The organism is Alteromonas aquimaris (assembly GCF_026183695.1).
GTDB classification, from domain to species: Bacteria; Pseudomonadota; Gammaproteobacteria; order Enterobacterales; family Alteromonadaceae; genus Alteromonas; species Alteromonas aquimaris.
The window spans coordinates 428884-445593 of record NZ_JAPFRD010000011.1 but is presented as its reverse complement, the minus strand read 5'-3'; the positions used below and the strand labels follow the sequence as shown (position 1 = coordinate 445593).

At 46.5% G+C, this 16710-nt stretch carries 16 protein-coding genes; 10 read left to right on the top strand and 6 right to left on the bottom strand.

All coding sequences use genetic code 11. The features are described 5' to 3' along the window. Positions 1-94: 94 nt before the first annotated feature. The 6 genes from dksA to panC all read left to right on the top strand — a co-directional run bounded on the left by dksA (position 95) and on the right by panC (position 5190). On the top strand, positions 95-544 hold the full coding sequence (gene dksA, locus OPS25_RS12125; protein WP_169210799.1) for an RNA polymerase-binding protein DksA: 450 nt from the start codon (positions 95-97) through the stop codon (positions 542-544). A 71-nt stretch (positions 545-615) separates the two neighbouring features. Then, positions 616-1527 carry a tRNA glutamyl-Q(34) synthetase GluQRS gene (gene gluQRS / locus OPS25_RS12120; RefSeq protein WP_265617993.1) on the top strand — a complete coding sequence of 304 codons (912 nt, stop codon included), beginning with the start codon at positions 616-618 and terminating at the stop codon, positions 1525-1527. A gap of 100 nt (positions 1528-1627) precedes the next feature. Further along, positions 1628-2926, top strand: a complete 1299-nt coding sequence (pcnB, locus tag OPS25_RS12115) for a polynucleotide adenylyltransferase PcnB (protein WP_265618424.1) — start codon at positions 1628-1630, stop codon at positions 2924-2926. Further along, the gene (folK, locus tag OPS25_RS12110) at positions 2919-3422 is read left to right on the top strand and encodes a 2-amino-4-hydroxy-6-hydroxymethyldihydropteridine diphosphokinase (protein WP_265617992.1); all 504 of its coding nucleotides are present in this window, start codon (positions 2919-2921) and stop codon (positions 3420-3422) included. Before pcnB ends, folK begins: the two co-directional genes overlap by 8 nt. A 119-nt stretch (positions 3423-3541) precedes the next feature. Then, entirely contained in the window at positions 3542-4336 is a 795-nt protein-coding gene (gene panB / locus OPS25_RS12105) for a 3-methyl-2-oxobutanoate hydroxymethyltransferase (protein WP_265617991.1), read from the top strand. 5 nt (positions 4337-4341) lie between these two features. Further along, positions 4342-5190, top strand: a complete 849-nt coding sequence (gene panC, locus OPS25_RS12100) for a pantoate--beta-alanine ligase (RefSeq protein WP_265617989.1) — start codon at positions 4342-4344, stop codon at positions 5188-5190. Here panC and panP read toward each other — a convergent pair. Beyond that, the gene (gene panP / locus OPS25_RS12095) at positions 5187-6812 is read right to left on the bottom strand and encodes a pyridoxal-dependent aspartate 1-decarboxylase PanP (protein ID WP_265617988.1); all 1626 of its coding nucleotides are present in this window, start codon (positions 6810-6812) and stop codon (positions 5187-5189) included. The genes panC and panP overlap by 4 nt on opposite strands. Before the next feature lie 322 nt (positions 6813-7134). On the opposite strand from panP, the gene OPS25_RS12090 reads away from it, so the two are divergent. After that, on the top strand, positions 7135-7854 hold the full coding sequence (locus OPS25_RS12090) for an EAL domain-containing protein (protein WP_265617987.1): 720 nt from the start codon (positions 7135-7137) through the stop codon (positions 7852-7854). An 18-nt stretch (positions 7855-7872) separates the two neighbouring features. Here OPS25_RS12090 and trmB read toward each other — a convergent pair whose 3' ends face one another. Genes trmB through OPS25_RS12075 form a run of 3 tightly spaced genes read right to left on the bottom strand, consistent with a single transcriptional unit; the run spans position 7873 to position 10254 of the window. Beyond that, the gene (gene trmB, locus OPS25_RS12085) at positions 7873-8550 is read right to left on the bottom strand and encodes a tRNA (guanine(46)-N(7))-methyltransferase TrmB (RefSeq protein ID WP_265617986.1); all 678 of its coding nucleotides are present in this window, start codon (positions 8548-8550) and stop codon (positions 7873-7875) included. Then, entirely contained in the window at positions 8550-9323 is a 774-nt protein-coding gene (locus OPS25_RS12080) for an ABC transporter permease (protein ID WP_265617984.1), read from the bottom strand. The genes trmB and OPS25_RS12080 overlap by 1 nt, the downstream gene beginning before the upstream one ends. Beyond that, positions 9313-10254, bottom strand: coding sequence for an ABC transporter ATP-binding protein (locus tag OPS25_RS12075; protein ID WP_265617983.1), 942 nt, complete (start codon positions 10252-10254; stop codon positions 9313-9315). The genes OPS25_RS12080 and OPS25_RS12075 overlap by 11 nt, the downstream gene beginning before the upstream one ends. A gap of 197 nt (positions 10255-10451) precedes the next feature. Between OPS25_RS12075 and OPS25_RS12070 the strand changes: the two genes are divergently transcribed. Further along, positions 10452-11045 carry a carboxymuconolactone decarboxylase family protein gene (locus OPS25_RS12070; protein WP_265617981.1) on the top strand — a complete coding sequence of 198 codons (594 nt, stop codon included), beginning with the start codon at positions 10452-10454 and terminating at the stop codon, positions 11043-11045. A 491-nt stretch (positions 11046-11536) separates the two neighbouring features. Here OPS25_RS12070 and pdsO read toward each other — a convergent pair whose 3' ends face one another. Continuing rightward, entirely contained in the window at positions 11537-12253 is a 717-nt protein-coding gene (gene pdsO / locus OPS25_RS12065) for a sortase-associated OmpA-like protein PdsO (RefSeq protein ID WP_265617979.1), read from the bottom strand. Between the two features lie 513 nt (positions 12254-12766). Here pdsO and pdsR point away from each other — a divergent pair. Next, positions 12767-13456, top strand: a complete 690-nt coding sequence (gene pdsR, locus OPS25_RS12060) for a proteobacterial dedicated sortase system response regulator (protein ID WP_265617978.1) — start codon at positions 12767-12769, stop codon at positions 13454-13456. A 3-nt stretch (positions 13457-13459) separates the two neighbouring features. After that, entirely contained in the window at positions 13460-15628 is a 2169-nt protein-coding gene (pdsS, locus tag OPS25_RS12055; RefSeq protein WP_265617977.1) for a proteobacterial dedicated sortase system histidine kinase, read from the top strand. Here the strand turns inward: pdsS and OPS25_RS12050 are convergent, their stop codons facing one another. Continuing rightward, positions 15629-16702, bottom strand: a complete 1074-nt coding sequence (locus tag OPS25_RS12050) for a CNNM domain-containing protein (protein WP_265617976.1) — start codon at positions 16700-16702, stop codon at positions 15629-15631. It abuts the gene before it with no gap. Between the last annotated feature and the right edge of the window lie 8 nt (positions 16703-16710).

Genomic DNA, 16710 nt, shown 5'->3' with positions numbered 1-16710 from the left:
AAGACACTTAACGTTGCTTGCGCTGTTCGATTCTGCTATAGATATTCGATTGGTTTGGCGGAATATAAGTGTCGTGGTGTAGGAGATGTGACACATGTCAGCAGGAAATGAAACAAAATCGTTAGGGTTACTTGCCCTGGCGGGACTTAAACCTTATCAGCCTGGCGCTGATGAAGAATACATGAACGATGATCAGATGGAGCATTTCCGTCTATTGTTGAAGGCATGGCGCAATCAACTTCGTGAAGAAGTAGATAGAACAGTTACACATATGAAAGATGAAGCAGCGAATTTTCCTGATCCGGTTGACCGAGCGGCACAGGAAGAAGAATTTAGCTTAGAACTTCGTACTCGTGACCGTGAGCGTAAACTTATCAAAAAAATCGAAAAAACGCTGAAGCGTATCGAAGATGATGATTTTGGTTTTTGTGACCAGTGCGGAATTGAAATCGGTATTCGCCGACTAGAAGCCAGACCGACAGCCGATCTTTGCATTGATTGTAAAACAATGGCTGAAATTAAAGAAAAGCAGTTACAGGGCTAATCGCTCAAAGCTGTAGAAAAACGCCCGGGCCGTTCAACCTCAGTTTAACGGCCTGTTGAATTTACCCTTATATGAATCCCCCAAGCCCCTACATTGGTCGATTTGCCCCTTCGCCCTCCGGCCCATTGCATTTTGGTTCGCTTGTGGCTGCAGTGGCCAGTTATCTTGATGCGCGCAGTCAACATGGCAAATGGTTAGTCAGAATTGAGGATATCGATGAACCGCGCTGTGTTCCAGGTGCTGACGCTGTTATTTTACGCACGCTTGAGCTTCACCACTTGTACTGGGATGAGCGGGTCTCCTATCAATCCAATCAGCACAGCCGCTATCAAACTGTAATTGATTCGTTGCTAGAGAAGCAGCGTGCGTATTATTGCCAATGTACGCGTAAAATAATCAGGGCTTCAGGCGGGATTTATCAGGGCACATGTCGGCATTTGCATCTTCCTGCTGCCGGCAATGCGGTGCGTCTTTATGTAGACGAACCGGTGACCCTATTTAATGACCGTATTCAGGGCGAAGTGATAGTTACCGATGCGCACGCATTGGAAGACACTGTGCTAAAGCGCCGGGATGGCTTATTTTCTTACAACCTGGTAGTGGTGCTGGATGACATTTATCAGGGCGTCACTCACGTTGTCAGAGGGTATGATCTGCTTACTACGACGGCAGCACATCTCACCTTGTATCGCCTGTTAAATACCAAGCCTCCTGAATATGCCCACTTCCCGGTAGCAGCCATGCTGCCTGGCCATAAATTAAGTAAGCAAAACCACGCTCGTGCAATAGGCGCCAACACGCCTCTTCAAAATTTACACAAGGTGTTGAAATTCCTCACCCTCTGGAAGCCAGAATGCGCTACCATAGGGAGTTGTGAAGCATTGCTCGCGTGGGCGACCAGTCAATGGGATAGCAAAAAACTACCAAAAAAGGCTGAAATTATTGTCGACCAGCACGATAGTCCGTATTATTACGAGCCTTAAATGTTCAGGAGAAACAGTCATCATTACGCGCGTTGTCAATTCCGTCAAACGGGTGCTAGCTAAAGCATCAAACTCTCAACCCGGTGTTGCAGCCGTAACCGTGCCTCGTGCTGAGCACGGTATTTCCCGTGATGATATCAGTGAAAATGCGCTTAAGGTGCTTTACCGGCTGAATAAGGCAGGTTATCAGGCTTTTCTGGTGGGAGGCTGCGTTCGTGATTTAATGTTAGGCCTTAAGCCGAAAGATTTTGATGTGGTCACCGATGCCACACCTGAACAAATTAAAGAGCAGTTCAATAATTGTCGGTTAATAGGTCGCCGATTTCGGCTCGCACATATCATTTTTGGTAGAGAAGTGATCGAGGTAGCGACTTTTCGAGGCCACCATCCCGACGAGGAAGGTTCGTCAGCACCTCACTCCAGACGCAATGAACATGGCCACCTTACCCGAGATAACGTGTTTGGCAGTATCGAAGAGGACGCCGAACGTCGGGACTTCACGTTCAACGCTATGTATTACAATGTGGTGGATTTCTCAGTCACCGATTTTGCCAACGGTCGTACTGCGATTAAAAAACGTGAAGTGGAGCTAATCGGCGATCCGCAAGAACGATATCGTGAAGATCCGGTACGCATGCTACGTGCTATTCGGTTTGCAGCTAAACTCAACATGACTATTAGTGAGCGTACTGCTGTCCCTATTCGTGAGATGGCTGGGCTGCTCACCAATATTCCGCCTGCCCGACTTTTCGAAGAAACATTGAAGCTATTTATCAGTGGAAATGGTGTGGAAACGTTTAAGCAGTTGCACGCACACGGCTTGATTGAACCCTTATTCCCACAACTAGCTGGATTTTTGCAGGATGATTCGTGCAGAGAGATGCAGTTTATTTATCGTGTGCTAGAAAACACGGACGACCGCGTTAATCGCGAACAACGGGTAACGCCGGCATTTTTATATGCCGCGCTGTTGTGGTATCCGTTAGAAGAATATGCTCAAAAAATGATGACAGAGTCCGGTTTAACCGCCCATGACGCTTACAATATTGCTATGTCTGAAGTAATGCGTAAGCAGACTCAACGGATCATGATCCCGAAACGGTTCTCTACTGTGGTCCGCGATATCTGGATGTTGCAGCAACGCTTACCCCGTCGTTTCGGACGCCGAGCGTTTCAAACTCTGGCCCATCCGAAATTCCGTGCTGGTTATGATTTCCTGCTTTTGCGCGGAGAAGTTGAAGGGGGTGACCTGTTAGAACTGGCCGACTGGTGGACGCAATTTCAGGATGCGCATCCCGGTCAGCAGAAAAAAATGTTGAATAATTTGCGTAATAACGAAGGGAGCGGTACCCGTAAACCTCGCCGCAGAAGGAAACCCAGGAAAGATAACGATGCATAAAGAGCGGGCTTATATTGGCTTAGGCAGTAATGTAGGTGAGGCGGGTAAACACATTGAGTCCGCCTTTCTTGCCCTGAGCGAAGTTGAAAATACCCGCTTGCTACGCACTGCATCTCTATACCAAAGTGCACCAATGGGTCCACAAGATCAGCCTGATTTTATTAACTCAGTATGTTTAATTGAAACCGGACTCGCTCCTGAATCATTACTCCAACAGTTACAACAGATTGAGAATAACCACGGGCGTGAACGCCAAGGCGAACGCTGGGGCCCCCGTACACTTGATTTAGATATTCTATTGTACGGTAATCATGAAATTGACACTGACACGCTTACCATACCGCATTATGGCATGGCAGAACGAGAGTTTGTTTTAGTACCTCTGTTTGAAATTGCGCCCAACATGGTAATGCCTGATGGTAAACCAATTTCACAGTGGGTAGCCAAGTGTTCATTGGATGGATTAAAACGTCTGCGCCCTTCCCAAGCGCGATGAACTCATCCTGATCCTGCGGAAGGTTACCCATTGAACCGATGACGCACCTTATTGCACATTGGTATAAATAACGTATAGTTCGCCATTCTACTTTCTATCGTTAATCACAGGTATTCGTAATGAAAAAAGTATCTGTCTCTTCGCTACTTGCACAAAAGAAAGCGAACCAAAAGATCACTGCGCTAACGGCATATGATGCCAGCTTTGCCAAGCTGTTTGATGAGCAAGGGATCGATATCTTGTTAATTGGTGACTCCTTGGGCATGGTGTTACAAGGAGAAGAGACCACGTTACCTGTAACCATTGAGCAAATGGCTTACCATACGCGCTGTGTAAGCAAAAGTGTGCAGACCGCATTAGTGATGGCGGATATGCCATTTATGTCCTATGCCACGCCCGCGCAGGCATATGACAACGCAGCAAAACTTATGTCCGCCGGCGCACAAATGGTTAAATTGGAAGGCGGAGAGTGGCTGTTAGAAACGATACAGGGTCTTGTACAAAGGAGCGTTCCCGTCTGTGGTCATCTGGGTTTAACACCTCAGTCAGTCAACGTGTTCGGTGGCTTTAAAGTCCAAGGACGTGAGGAAGAAAAAGCACAAAAGCTAATAGACGATGCGATCGCCCTGGAAAAAGCCGGTATCCAGTTACTGGTGCTGGAATGTGTGCCTACCTCGTTAGGCCAAAAAGTTTCAGCGAAGTTGTCTATTCCCGTGATCGGTATAGGCGCGGGCAGCCATACCGATGGGCAAATATTGGTGATGCACGACATGCTGGGTATCAGTGCCAATTACATGCCCAAGTTTTCTAAAAATTATCTCATCGAATGTGGTGATATTCGTCAGGCGGTCTGTCAGTATAAAGAAGAAGTCCGCAACGGGATCTTCCCCTCTTCAGCGCATAGTTTCGAGTAAATTCCATGCAAATTATCACCACATTGGCAGAGCTTCGCGCATGGCGCAAGGCTTTATATCAGCAAAATAAACAAGTGGGCTTTGTACCGACAATGGGTAATTTGCACGAAGGCCACTTGCAACTTGTTCAAGCCGCACGCGCACAGTGTGATGTCGTGATCGCTTCTATTTTCGTTAACCCCATGCAATTCGGGGAGAACGAAGACTTGGACGCGTATCCTCGGACCCTTGATGCGGATAAAACGAAACTCATTGCGCATCATGTCGATGCATTATTTTTACCTTCCGTACCTGAAATGTACCCACGAGGCATACAACAGCAAACATTTGTTGAGGTGCCCGGGATTTCAGACATTATCTGTGGCACAAGCCGCCCCGGACATTTTCGAGGGGTGGCAACGGTGGTGTCAAAATTGTTTAATATGGTACAGCCAGACCAAGCGTTTTTTGGCGAGAAAGACTTTCAACAGCTCCAGGTTATCAAAACCATGGTGAAAGATTTGTCGATGGATATTCTTATTCAAGCTGTGGCGACTGAGCGCGAAACCGATGGCTTGGCGATGAGTTCTCGCAACGGCTACCTGAATGAAATGGAACGGAAAAACGCACCAAATGTTTACCTGGCACTGAAAAGTATTCGCATAGCCGTGGAAGCGGGTGAAAGGGACTACCGAACATTAGAAGCTAACGCTAAGGCCTTTTTGGATAACAAAGGGTTTAAAACAGATTACGTTACTATCCGAAATGCCGATACATTGGCAGAAGCCCACCCGGCCGATACCAATTTAGTGGTTTTGGTTGCCGCTTATCTTCACACCACTCGTCTAATTGACAATCTTCACTTTCGTATTTAGGCGGTAAGCGAGTACTTACCATCCTCTAGATCCCGCCAATCTTCAGTGCCACTCGCGATCATGTGTTGCTCAGCGAGGATCGCTGCTAAGTCATGATGGGTAGTAAGCGGATTAGCCAATACTACCCGGAACACAGTGACTGAGCGGTCAGGGTAACCTGGACTTTCTAACCGCGTTCGGGAGACAAATGACTTACCCGCTTCCCGCTGGAGTTTTTGCACGTTGACAATCAGCCTGTCCAGGGTTTGATTTAATGTATTCACTTCTTGTTCTGCTGCGACTTGCAAACGCGCCTGTATAGCTGCCGGACAAACCCGGTAGGTGAGCAATGACAAGGTTGGTGCGGTTATCAGTTCAAAGTCCGGATGACGATTGATCATATCGGCAAACGTCTTAGCCTTTTCGATGCTCTGATCAATCAGCAACTCGTAGCCGCGGCGACCAAAAATATGTAGCGAAGAATAAACCATCATCGCCATACCGTTTCTGGATCCCTCCAAGGTGGTGGCGCCTAAATCTTTAGAGCCTTCACGAAGAATATACTGCGCATGATGTCTGACAACATTGGCATTTTCCGGATCTTTAAATAACGCCATACCCGCCCCCATTGGCACGTACATTTGTTTATGTGCATCAATGGTCACTGAGTCCGCTCGTTCTATTCCTTTCAGTTTATGCCGATGCTTTTTGGAAAATAATGTCGCTCCACCCCATGCCGCATCAACGTGGAACCAGCAGCCTAACTCACTGGCCACATCAGCTAGTTCGTCAAGAGGATCGATGTGACCGGTTTCCGTGGTGCCGCCAACGCCCACAATCGCTAACAGGCGGTTACCCTCTTCCTGATAGGCCTTTCCAGCTTTAAGTGCATCTTCGGGTTGCAAGGTTTGGGTCGGACACGGTAATGCTAACAGTTGTTGACGCCCAATCCCCAGTGCGTCTACCGCCTTAGACAGTGAATAATGACCCCGTTTTGAGCACATCACACCTAAATTATTGATGCCATAATGACGATAAGCGGACGCCAACCCTTCCTTAGCTACGCCCGCAAACCCTTTTTGCGCACCCAGCGCTTTATTACGCGCGACCCACAGTGCAGTGATGTTCGCTATGGTTCCGCCTGAACAAAACGCGCCTAACGCATGACGGGCACTGTGCAAATAGCGTTGATAAAAGGACTCATCGTTGTCATATACCAGGTTATGCATCATGCCTAGCACCTGGCGTTCTAGCGGGGTGAAAGCTTTAGAGGTCTCAATTTTAACCAGGTTTTGATTTAACCCCACCATCAGCTTTGACAGCGGTAAATGGAAGTAAGGCAATGCGGAGGTCATGTGACCGATAAAAGTGGGTGAATAGGTATTGACCGAGTGAGCGACCAATTTGTCCAGCAACGATTCTGCATGTGATGAAACAAACTCGGGTGACTCTGGGACTTTAGAATCGGAGAAATCCTGTTCAATTTCTTCCAGCGAGGTTTTTTTGGTAACCACGTGTTGAGAAAGAAAGTCCAGAATATTATCAGATAGATGCTGTTCTATCTGGGCAAGTTTAGAGTCCTGGTGTTCAGGCTTGGTAAAAACCCGATACAAATGCCTTAGACTGACCTGAGCTTCACCCACTAAACGCACCTCTAATAAATTTTGACTAAACCATTCACCGACATCAGACGTTACTAAATTACCCTTGTATCTTTGGTGAACGTTTGATACTAAATATGAAAACTTAGCATAGCGACGACAAAGAGCCGAACTTTACCCCAGAATGCGGGTTGAGCCAAGGGGCTTATCTAATATCTGCAGCATAAATCACGTTAATGATTTTATAGCTTAAGGTAGTTTGAAAAGGCGATTTTCTCAATTTGTTGGGGACCATCAATAATTGTCATTTTTTAATTGGCGGTCTCTGCTATAGTCAAATAAGAACGATCTGGAACTAAGAATCATGCCCATCCGTGAAGTGACTGAAAATTTTAGTATTGAAAGCATTGTCCCTTACTTTCAGCCTATTGTAGACTTGGAGAACGTGCGTGTTTGGCGTTATGAGTGTCTGGCTAGACTGGTGACACCTTCTGATAAAACCTTTTTGCCAAGCGAGTTTTTGTATTTGATAGAACGCAATAACCACGTTCATCAATTAACTGAAACGATGTTTACCCAAAGTGCTAAATACTTTAAAAACGTAAATATTCCCTGGAACATCAATTTGGATGCCAGCGATTTAGATTGCGAAGAATTAACCAATACCCTCATTATGCACCTGGCCAATTATCCCAATCCCTCAAGAGTGAGTGTAGAGGTGAGTGCAAGCACGGCACTAAAATATCCTGACCGCTTAAAAGCCTTTATCGACAAAAGCATGCACAGCGGTCTGGGTGTGTTCATTGATAACGTGGGCAAATCGCCGGGTAACATTAAAACGTTGTTATCGATGCCTGTCCGCGGGATTAAGCTAGCCGGGGGCCTAATTCGCCAATTTGATACCCAGCCGGAAGTGAAAGAATTTTTGTTAAACATTTGCGAGCTTGCTCAACAGCGCAGTATCGCGTTGGTTGCAGAACATGTCGAAGATGAGCAAACATTGGATAAAGTTAAACAGCTTCCGATTCGGTATGCCCAAGGCTATGTATTCAGTAAGCCTGAACCACGTCCTGTAGAACATTAGTCTGTATTACAAAGTCGGCTATTCCTGCTCTTCACTACCACAGTCGAGTCGCCAGCATGTCTGGCCACTCTGCTGATACTTTCGCTCAAATGGAGTGAACGCATCACCTTGAGCTATGGAAGAGAGATGGCTTGTTACCCCATAATGCCGTGCCGCCTGAGCAAACTCCATTAAATAGACCACCCAGTTGCTGCGAACTTGAATACTGGACGTGATAGCCATTAGATCTGGCATAGCAGCACTGGCATGCCAGCGTTTTTGCACCTGACTAGATTTTGGATAGGGGTTCGGATAGAGCAGAAAGTGCTGACACACTTGCCAATTTGAGCGACGTACTAAGCGCCAGAAATCATTAACATCCGCCCTTACCAACCTATAATTATCATTACTTCCTCGATACGCGTGATGCTTATCGATGCGCGCTGCAGATTTATCGATGCCGATAATTTTATGGGCGGGGAACCGCTTCGCCAAATTAGCGGTACTCTCACCCACGCCACAGCAGGAATCGAGAATAACCGGTCCATTCCATCCCTCCAGCCAGTCGCTTGCCTGTGCAAATGCGAATTGGGTATGTTCGCTGATAGGACGGCGACTTTCACTTTGTTGATACTTTTTAACAATATCATCCAGCTTGTCATGTACACCAACTTGGTTGGTGCTGATGGAACGGGAATTTCCCAATGGTGCGCTCATCAGGAGCGGATCCCTTTGCCTGTGTCTAATAAATAATAAGCAACGCCAAATAACAACGCGTTAAAGCCGACCAGCAAAGTAAGGGAGACTTGTACATTGACGTCCGATACGCCCAGGAAGCCATAGCGGAATCCGTTTACCATATAGACGATGGGATTGGCTTTACTTACCCATTGCCAAAATTCGGGCAACAAACTTAGTGAATAGAATACTCCCCCTAAGTAAGTCAGGGGTGTCAGCACGAAGGTGGGAACGACACTGATGTCATCGAAGGTCTTCGCAAATATCGCATTGATAAGCCCTGCTGTAGCGAATAACGAAGCAGTAAGCAGCAATGTCAGCACAATGATACCGAAATGGTGAATTTGCACGTCAACGAAAAATAAAGAGACGATCGTCACAATGATCCCGATCAACACGGCGCGGGCTACCCCTCCTCCAACATAGCCTGCAATGATAATCCAAGTTGGCACAGGGGCCACCAGCAACTCTTCCACATTACGCTGAAATTTGGCACTAAAAAAAGAAGATGACACGTTAGAATAGGCGTTAGTAATGATTGACATCATAATGAGGCCGGGCACTATAAATTCCATATAGCTAAAGCCATCCATCTGGCCGATACGCTCCCCAATCAAACTGCCGAATATCACGAAATAAAGGCTCATAGTGATGGCCGGTGGAACTAATGTTTGTACCCAGATGCGTAAGAAACGCGTACATTCTTTGATCCAGATAGTCGTCAGCGCTACCCAGTTATTTTTATTTTGCATTGCTGGTTTGCCCCTGTTGATTCCTGCCTGCTTCGACCAAGCGCACAAAAAGCTCTTCCAAGCGATTCGATTTATTACGCATGCTCATCACTGATATACCTTGTTCGGAGAGCTGGCTGAATACCGGGTTCAGTCCTTCTGTTTTTTCTACATCGATCTCCAAAGTATGATCATCTACCTGTCGGTAAGTAAAACCTTGCAATACCGGTTTTGCTGAGTTTTCGCCCAAGTCTAAAATAAAGGTTTCTAAGCTCAATTTTGCCAACAATGATTTCATCGTGGTGTTTTCCACAATCCGACCTTTATCGATAATGGCGATATTGCGACACAACATTTCTGCTTCTTCCAGGTAATGTGTCGTCAGAATAATCGTGATGCCTTGTTCGTTTATTTCTTTTAAAAAAGTCCACATTGATCGACGGATTTCAATATCCACACCAGCAGTTGGTTCATCCAGTATCAGCACCTTGGGTTCGTGCATTAATGCCCTTGCTATCATCAGTCGGCGCTTCATTCCACCAGAGAGTTCTCGTGCTCTGGCCTGACGTTTTTCCCATAAATCCAGCTGTGCCAGATATTTCTTTGCGCGTTCTTTGGCCAAGCCGCGGGGCACCCCATAATAACCAGCCTGGTTAAGCACGATCTGTTCAACCGTTTCGAACTGGTTAAAGTTAAATTCTTGCGGCACTAACCCAATACAGGCTTTGGCTGCTTCTTTTTGCGTAGCCAAATCAAAACCACATACCTTTACGTGACCTTCGGTTTGGTTTACCAGGGAGCTGACAATGCCTATGGTAGTAGACTTACCCGCTCCATTTGGGCCTAGCAATGCGAAAAAATCGCCTTCGTTAACGACCAGGTCAATCCCTTTCAGGGCCTCTACGCCGCCCTTATAGACTTTACGTAATCCGGAAATATCCAGCGCTTTCATTAAGATGCCTGTACTATTGAGTGTGAATGTAGTTTTGTTATGGTAAGCAGAAGATTAAATACTGCAAGTTTCTTATACTAGATCGCGTTGATATGTGAACACACGTCATTGCGCTTTAGTACTAAATTGTTATTTTTTCGAATTTTTCAACCCTGATTTTGCCCTGAACTTAAATCTAAACCAAAGCGAGACACATAATGGCGCACTTATCACCTTTACCCGCAGACACCACTCCTGAATTAAAAGAGGACTTTGCGATATTTATCGATATTTTAGGGTTTGTGCCTAATTCACTGCTCACCATGCAGCGGCGACCTCAGATTGTAAAAGGGTTTGCCGAACTGACTAAAGCTGTGATGGCAGCGGACGGTACAGTAGACAGAGGCTTTAAACGTGTTCTGGCACATTTTGCCAGCAGAGCCGCGGGATGTCAGTATTGTGAAGCCCATTCATTAATCGCAGCTGGTCTGCATGGAGTGAGCGACGAAAAAATTGCCGCAGTATGGGACTATCAAACCAGCCCACTGTATTCTGAGGCAGAACGCGTAGCATTAGATTATGCGCTTGCCGCCGGCAGTGTGCCTAATCAGGTAGATGACGCTTTGATGGTGCGTATGAAGCAGCATTGGGATGAGGATCAGATCGTAGAAATTTTGGCCGCGGTCAGCTTGTATGGCTTCTTAAATCGCTGGAACGACTCTATGGCTACTGATTTAGAGGAACCTCCCAAAGCGCTGGGCGACAAAATACTTAAGAAAGGCGGCTGGACCGGCGGTAAACACACCAAATAGGGCGTCAGCCATTCCCAAACTACTGTCAACTCGTCGCAGGACGGGGTCTCTATGACTGTGGCTGCTGCCTCACTAGATCACCGCCTGCGCGGTGATGACGGGGGGAGCGGTGGTTGCCAAGGGATCGCAAACAACCGTCACCCCGTCGTAGGACGGGGTCTCTTTGACCGTTGCTGACTCACTGGATCACCGCCTGCGCGGTGATGACGGGGGGAGCGGTGGTGGCCGAGGGATCGCAAACAACCGTCACCCCGTCGCAGGACGGGGTCTCTTTGGCTGTTGCTGCTGACTCACTAGATCACCGCCTGCGCGGTGATGACGGAGGGAGCGGTGATGACGGAGGGAGCGGTGATGACGAGGATGAGCGGTGATGACGAGGATGAGCGGTGATGACGAGGAGGAGCGGTGATGACAAAAGAAACCGAGATAGTGGAGAGGAGGTCCTGACGGGGAACAAGTTGCCCCCGTGGTTGATAGCTATAAGATCAAACTCAGCGACTGGCGGTTAACTTTTCAGGTTCATCTGAAATTTCCATTACGACTTTGCGGTCAAAAAATGCTTCTTCAATGGTCGCTGTAGCGGCAAATTTTTCACCTACAGATTCAGTGATGATTTGATCCTCGTTAACGCCTGCCTGCGTCAAAAATTGCTTTACTGACAAGGCCCGTTGCATGGACAGTGCTTCGTTGTAGTCTTCGTCGCCACGACTATCAGCATGTCCGGTAATCCTAACGTGTAATTTTTGATTCCGTGTAAGTGCGGAAGCGATTAATTTCAGCTGTTCACCATAGCCCGGCTCTATACTATATGAGCCTGTTTTAAATTGAACGGCCTGCTCTAAAGCGAGAGCAGCGGTCTCAATCGCAGGCGCCATCGCTATTTCCGCCGCCCGCACCTGCTCTGTGAGCGCATAATTTGTCGCCTTCAGCTGGTTCAAAGTTTTTTTCGAAGTGGCTAACTCCGTTTCTTTTTTCTTTAAATTTTCTTTTTGAATACTTTCGTTTCCAAGCATTGCACCAATAATGGCCGCAACACCTGCGCCTACTGGCCCTGCGACAATAGCACCGACTACTGCCCCTGCGCCCAATCCGATAGCGACGGACTTATCTTGCGCGTGATCCTCGGCGCTATCGGCCATAACAGATGTAGGTAAAAATAGTGCAGAAATTGATAAAGCGATAAGGGTTTGTTTAATTGAAAATTTCATATGTCGTGCTCTCATTGATAAAAAGTGTTTCGGGAGCACTGATTAAATAAAAATGTTCTGTCAAAATATGAATTAAAAAATGGAAAGATAAAGATGAATTGGGGCGAAACTGATTTAGCTCGAATTCGCGAGGTATAAATTTAACAAGATAATTTATACTGGCTCCACGAAAGGCAACCCTAAACGCCAAACCAAGCCTGACATTACTTCTACCCTGTCTATACTGGGAAAGGGTTCGACGTTATGCGAGGAACCGCTACGATTGGTTTGAAATGTCGGTAGAAAAAACCTGTGAACCTTTCCTGGCCGATAGCATTTCAGCTAGGCTATTCTGCGAACAACCCGCTCTACTTAATAGGGGAGTAACCCTCAATTTGCCCGTTTGCTCATAATGTTTCGGGGGTGAATTGTGGCAATAAAATGTCAAACAAAAGGATTTTATCGCCCACTTTTTCACTAGGAGTAAAAGTTGCGTATAGTGAGCGCATCAACGTATAAGTGAGAACCAAAGAAATGCCACGAACCATTGCGCTGGTAGAGGATGATAAAGCCATCAGAGAAAACTATATTGTCGCTTTACGTGCGCAAGGATACGCCGTAAATGCCTATAGCGACCGTCCCTCGGCCTCAAAAGCGTTCGCGGAACAATTACCTGACTTAGCAATTATAGATATAGGCTTGGTAGATGAAATGGAGGGAGGGTTTTTACTTTGTCAGCAATTGCGACAACTCTCTCAGACTCTGCCAATTATCTTCTTCACTGCGCGGGATAACGACGTCGACACGATAAGCGGTTTACGTATGGGAGCAGATGATTACCTGACTAAAGATATCAGTATGGCCCATTTACTGGCGCGCATAGCTGCGCTTTTTCGGCGAATAGATTTACTCTCCTCTCCCAGTCAGCAAAGTGAACAGATACGCTTAAATGATCTTCTGGTGGATGTGAGTCGCATGACAGTAAGTTGGCAGGACCACTCTGTGGCTCTGACAGTAACTGAATTTTGGATGTTGCACGCGATAATTAAGCGACCCGGACATGTTAAAAGTCGTCAGCAATTAATGGACGAGTCGCAGATGGTAGTGGATGACTCTACCATTACGTCACACATCAAACGCATGCGCAAAAAATTCGTTCAATTAGATCCTGATTTTGATCATATTGAAACAGTCTACGGCATGGGCTATCGCTGGCAGAGTTAATTAATGCGCTTTAGGTTTTCGATTCGTTATCAGCTGGTTGTCTTATCGCTGTTTTTGTTCACCATCCCATGGCTCGGGTATCAATATGTCTGGGAAGTGGAAGAATATCTTCGCAACGGGCAGGAGCAAACAATGCTTGGTACTGCTCGCGCGGTAGCCACAGCACTGCACGAGCGTAAGGCGCTTTTTGAGAGTCGCTCCTCTTATTTAAAAAATATCCGTCAGGGCACGGATTTGTATGCTCCCCAACTGGAAACCCCTATTCGCCTGGATGGTAAGTTTGAAGACTGGCAAAACGTTGGCCATTTAGCCCAGCGCTATGGGAGGGAAAAAGTGGTTCATCAGTATTCGGCTAACGCTTCTGCTACCACGCTCCGCTTTACCCATATGGTGGGGAAATACGAACAATATCTCTATGCGATGTTTATGGTGGCTGATGATAAATTACTGTGGCGAAGAAAAGATAGCTTGAAGGTGGATAGAAGTGACCACTTACTAATAAGTCTGTTATCAAATGATGGAGAGCTCATTCGCTATATTATCTCCCCATACAATGAGGGCTGGATCAATGCTTATCGCTTGGATGAAGACGTGACGCAGGTAACGCCGACAGATAACGCATTGGAAATTCAGGGGCATTGGAAGCCTACGCGCGATGGATACAACATAGAGTTGCGTTTTCCCTTGGCATTATTCTCCGGTTCGCTGGCTTTCGCACTAGTGGACGTTGATGATGCCGATACTCGCGAAAAACAATATGCAATAGGTACCGCCGATCCGAACCAATTTGAGGACCTTGGCACCGTCATTTCTTCTTCGCCAGAAATTGAACAAATTCTGGCCGGGTTGAGATATGCCGATTCCCGCGTGTGGGTGGTTGATCGTCATCAAAGGGTGTTAGCGAAAGCTGGAAATATTCAAGCAGCCACAGGGGTACGCGTTAAACCGCGTCAGCAGTTTGAATGGGAATGGATGAACTGGGTGGAGCAAAACTGGATTTTGCCCGTGTACTACCACATTCTCACTCGACCACCAGATAACTTTATCGATGAACTTGAAAATGCTTACGAATTAGAAACTGAAGGTGTAAAAACCGCGTTGGCTGGACGTGCCGAATCGCTTTGGCGTCTAACCCCAGACAACCAGGCGGTTATTTTGTCTGCCTCCCACCCCATATTTATCGATGGTGAAGTAAGAGGTGCGGTCATCGTCGAACAGACCACCCATGGCATTCGTACCCTGCGCAATAGGGCTTTGGAACAGCTTTTTCACGTGATTATTGCGGTAATGTTATTGGGTACCCTGGGATTATTCTTATTCGCTAATCGCATTTCATCGAGAATTCGAAAATTACGCGATCAGACTGAAAGCGTAATTGATCACAACGGAAAGATTGTGGGTCAGTTACCTGTAGCCTCCCAACATGACGAAATAGGTGATCTTAACCGCACTTTCGCTACCGTCATTGAACGTTTGCAACATTATAATTCCTACTTGGAAAATATGGCATCAAGACTGTCGCATGAGTTACGTACCCCCATCGCCATTGTAAAATCCTCTTTGGATAACTTGAAACAATTCAATTTGCATAAAGAAAATGAAGGATTTATTGAACGTGCCCAGGACGGTATCACCCGCTTAAGCACCATATTAAACCGTATGAGTGAAGCAACTCGGCTTGAGCAGGCAATTACCCATGAAGAATTTGAGCGAGTGGATCTAATAAAACTAATAAAGGCCTGTGTTGAGGGTTATCAACATGCATACAGTACGCGCAAATTCGTCCTTTCAAGCCAGGCTAATGAAGGCATGATCACAGGCGCGCCAGAACTTTTCGTGCAGATGTTGGATAAAATCGTGAGTAATGCCGTGGAATTCAGCCAGCCTGAGGATACCATTACCTTTCAAATTTTTCGCAGCGCCCGGTCTCTGTACATCCAGGTTATTAATCCTGGGCCTCTTTTACCCAGTGATATGCAGGAAGAATTATTGCAGTCGATGGTATCGATCCGGGCTGAAAACACTCATCAGGATACGTCAGCAGATCCCCATCTTGGTTTAGGCTTGTACATCGCCAACACTATCGCCATGTTCCATAATGGCCATTTACACATCGCCAACTTGGCCGATCACTCAGGGGTAGTGGTTACCCTTTCCTTTCCAGAGCGATGATTACTTTTCCTGGCTGAATGAGTGGTCTGGCACATTTTTCAACATCATCGATTCTTTGCGTTTAGCCAGCATCCTGGCATAGCGACGCATACTTACCGCATTGTCTTTTTCATCCAGAATATCTACACCCAATAATCTTTCTAATAAGTCTTCAAGCGTAATGATCCCCTCCAGCCCGCCATATTCGTCTACTACCAACAACATATGACGACGTTTCTGCAAGAAGTGATCAAAAGTAGAAGAAAGCGGCATAGTGTTAAGCACCGTTACCATCTTTTTCAGATAGGTGGATAAAGGCTTCTCCTCGTTTCCTCTTGCCTTTGCTAAGAGCAAATCGGTTCGCATAACATAACCCGTGATATCTTCGTTGTCATTGTCAGCGTAAACCGGAATACGGGAATATTCGATATCACTGTGTTTGTGAAAGAATTCTGAAACCAGCATAGACTCGTTGACCGAAAACATCTGCGTGCGGTGAGTCATCGCATCCCTGACGGTAAATTCATGCAAGGTAAGTAAACTTTGCAGGAAAGCCGCCTCATGATTCGCCAACTGGCCTTCCTGACTGGATACCTCGGCCATGGCTTGCATTTCATTTCTACTCAAGCCTCTTAGTGGACTGTCCTCCTTGAAACTTTTCGTCATCCATCGTGACATCACAACAAAGGGATGGAGGATAATAGTTAGGTATTTCAAAAAGTAAGCGGTAGCGGGAGCCAATGCGCGCCAGTAGGTGGCTCCCAGAGTTTTTGGGATAATTTCTGAAAAAACTAATATCAGAAAAGTGAGTATGGCTGAAATCAAGCCCAGGTAAGCATCACCAAATACGACGGCTGCTTGGGCACCCGCCCCCGCAGCCCCCATTGTATGGGCAATAGTGTTGAGCGTGAGAATAGCAGAAAGTGGATTATTGATATTGTCAGTAAGTTTACGTAACAGCTTACCGCTGGTCTTCCCTTCGGCTTCCATGACTGAGACGTAAGCAGACGATACGCTTAATATAACCGCTTCCGCGATGGAGCAAAGAAAAGAAAAACCAAGTGCAATCAGCACGTAAATCAGCAGCAACAACATTGTTTTGT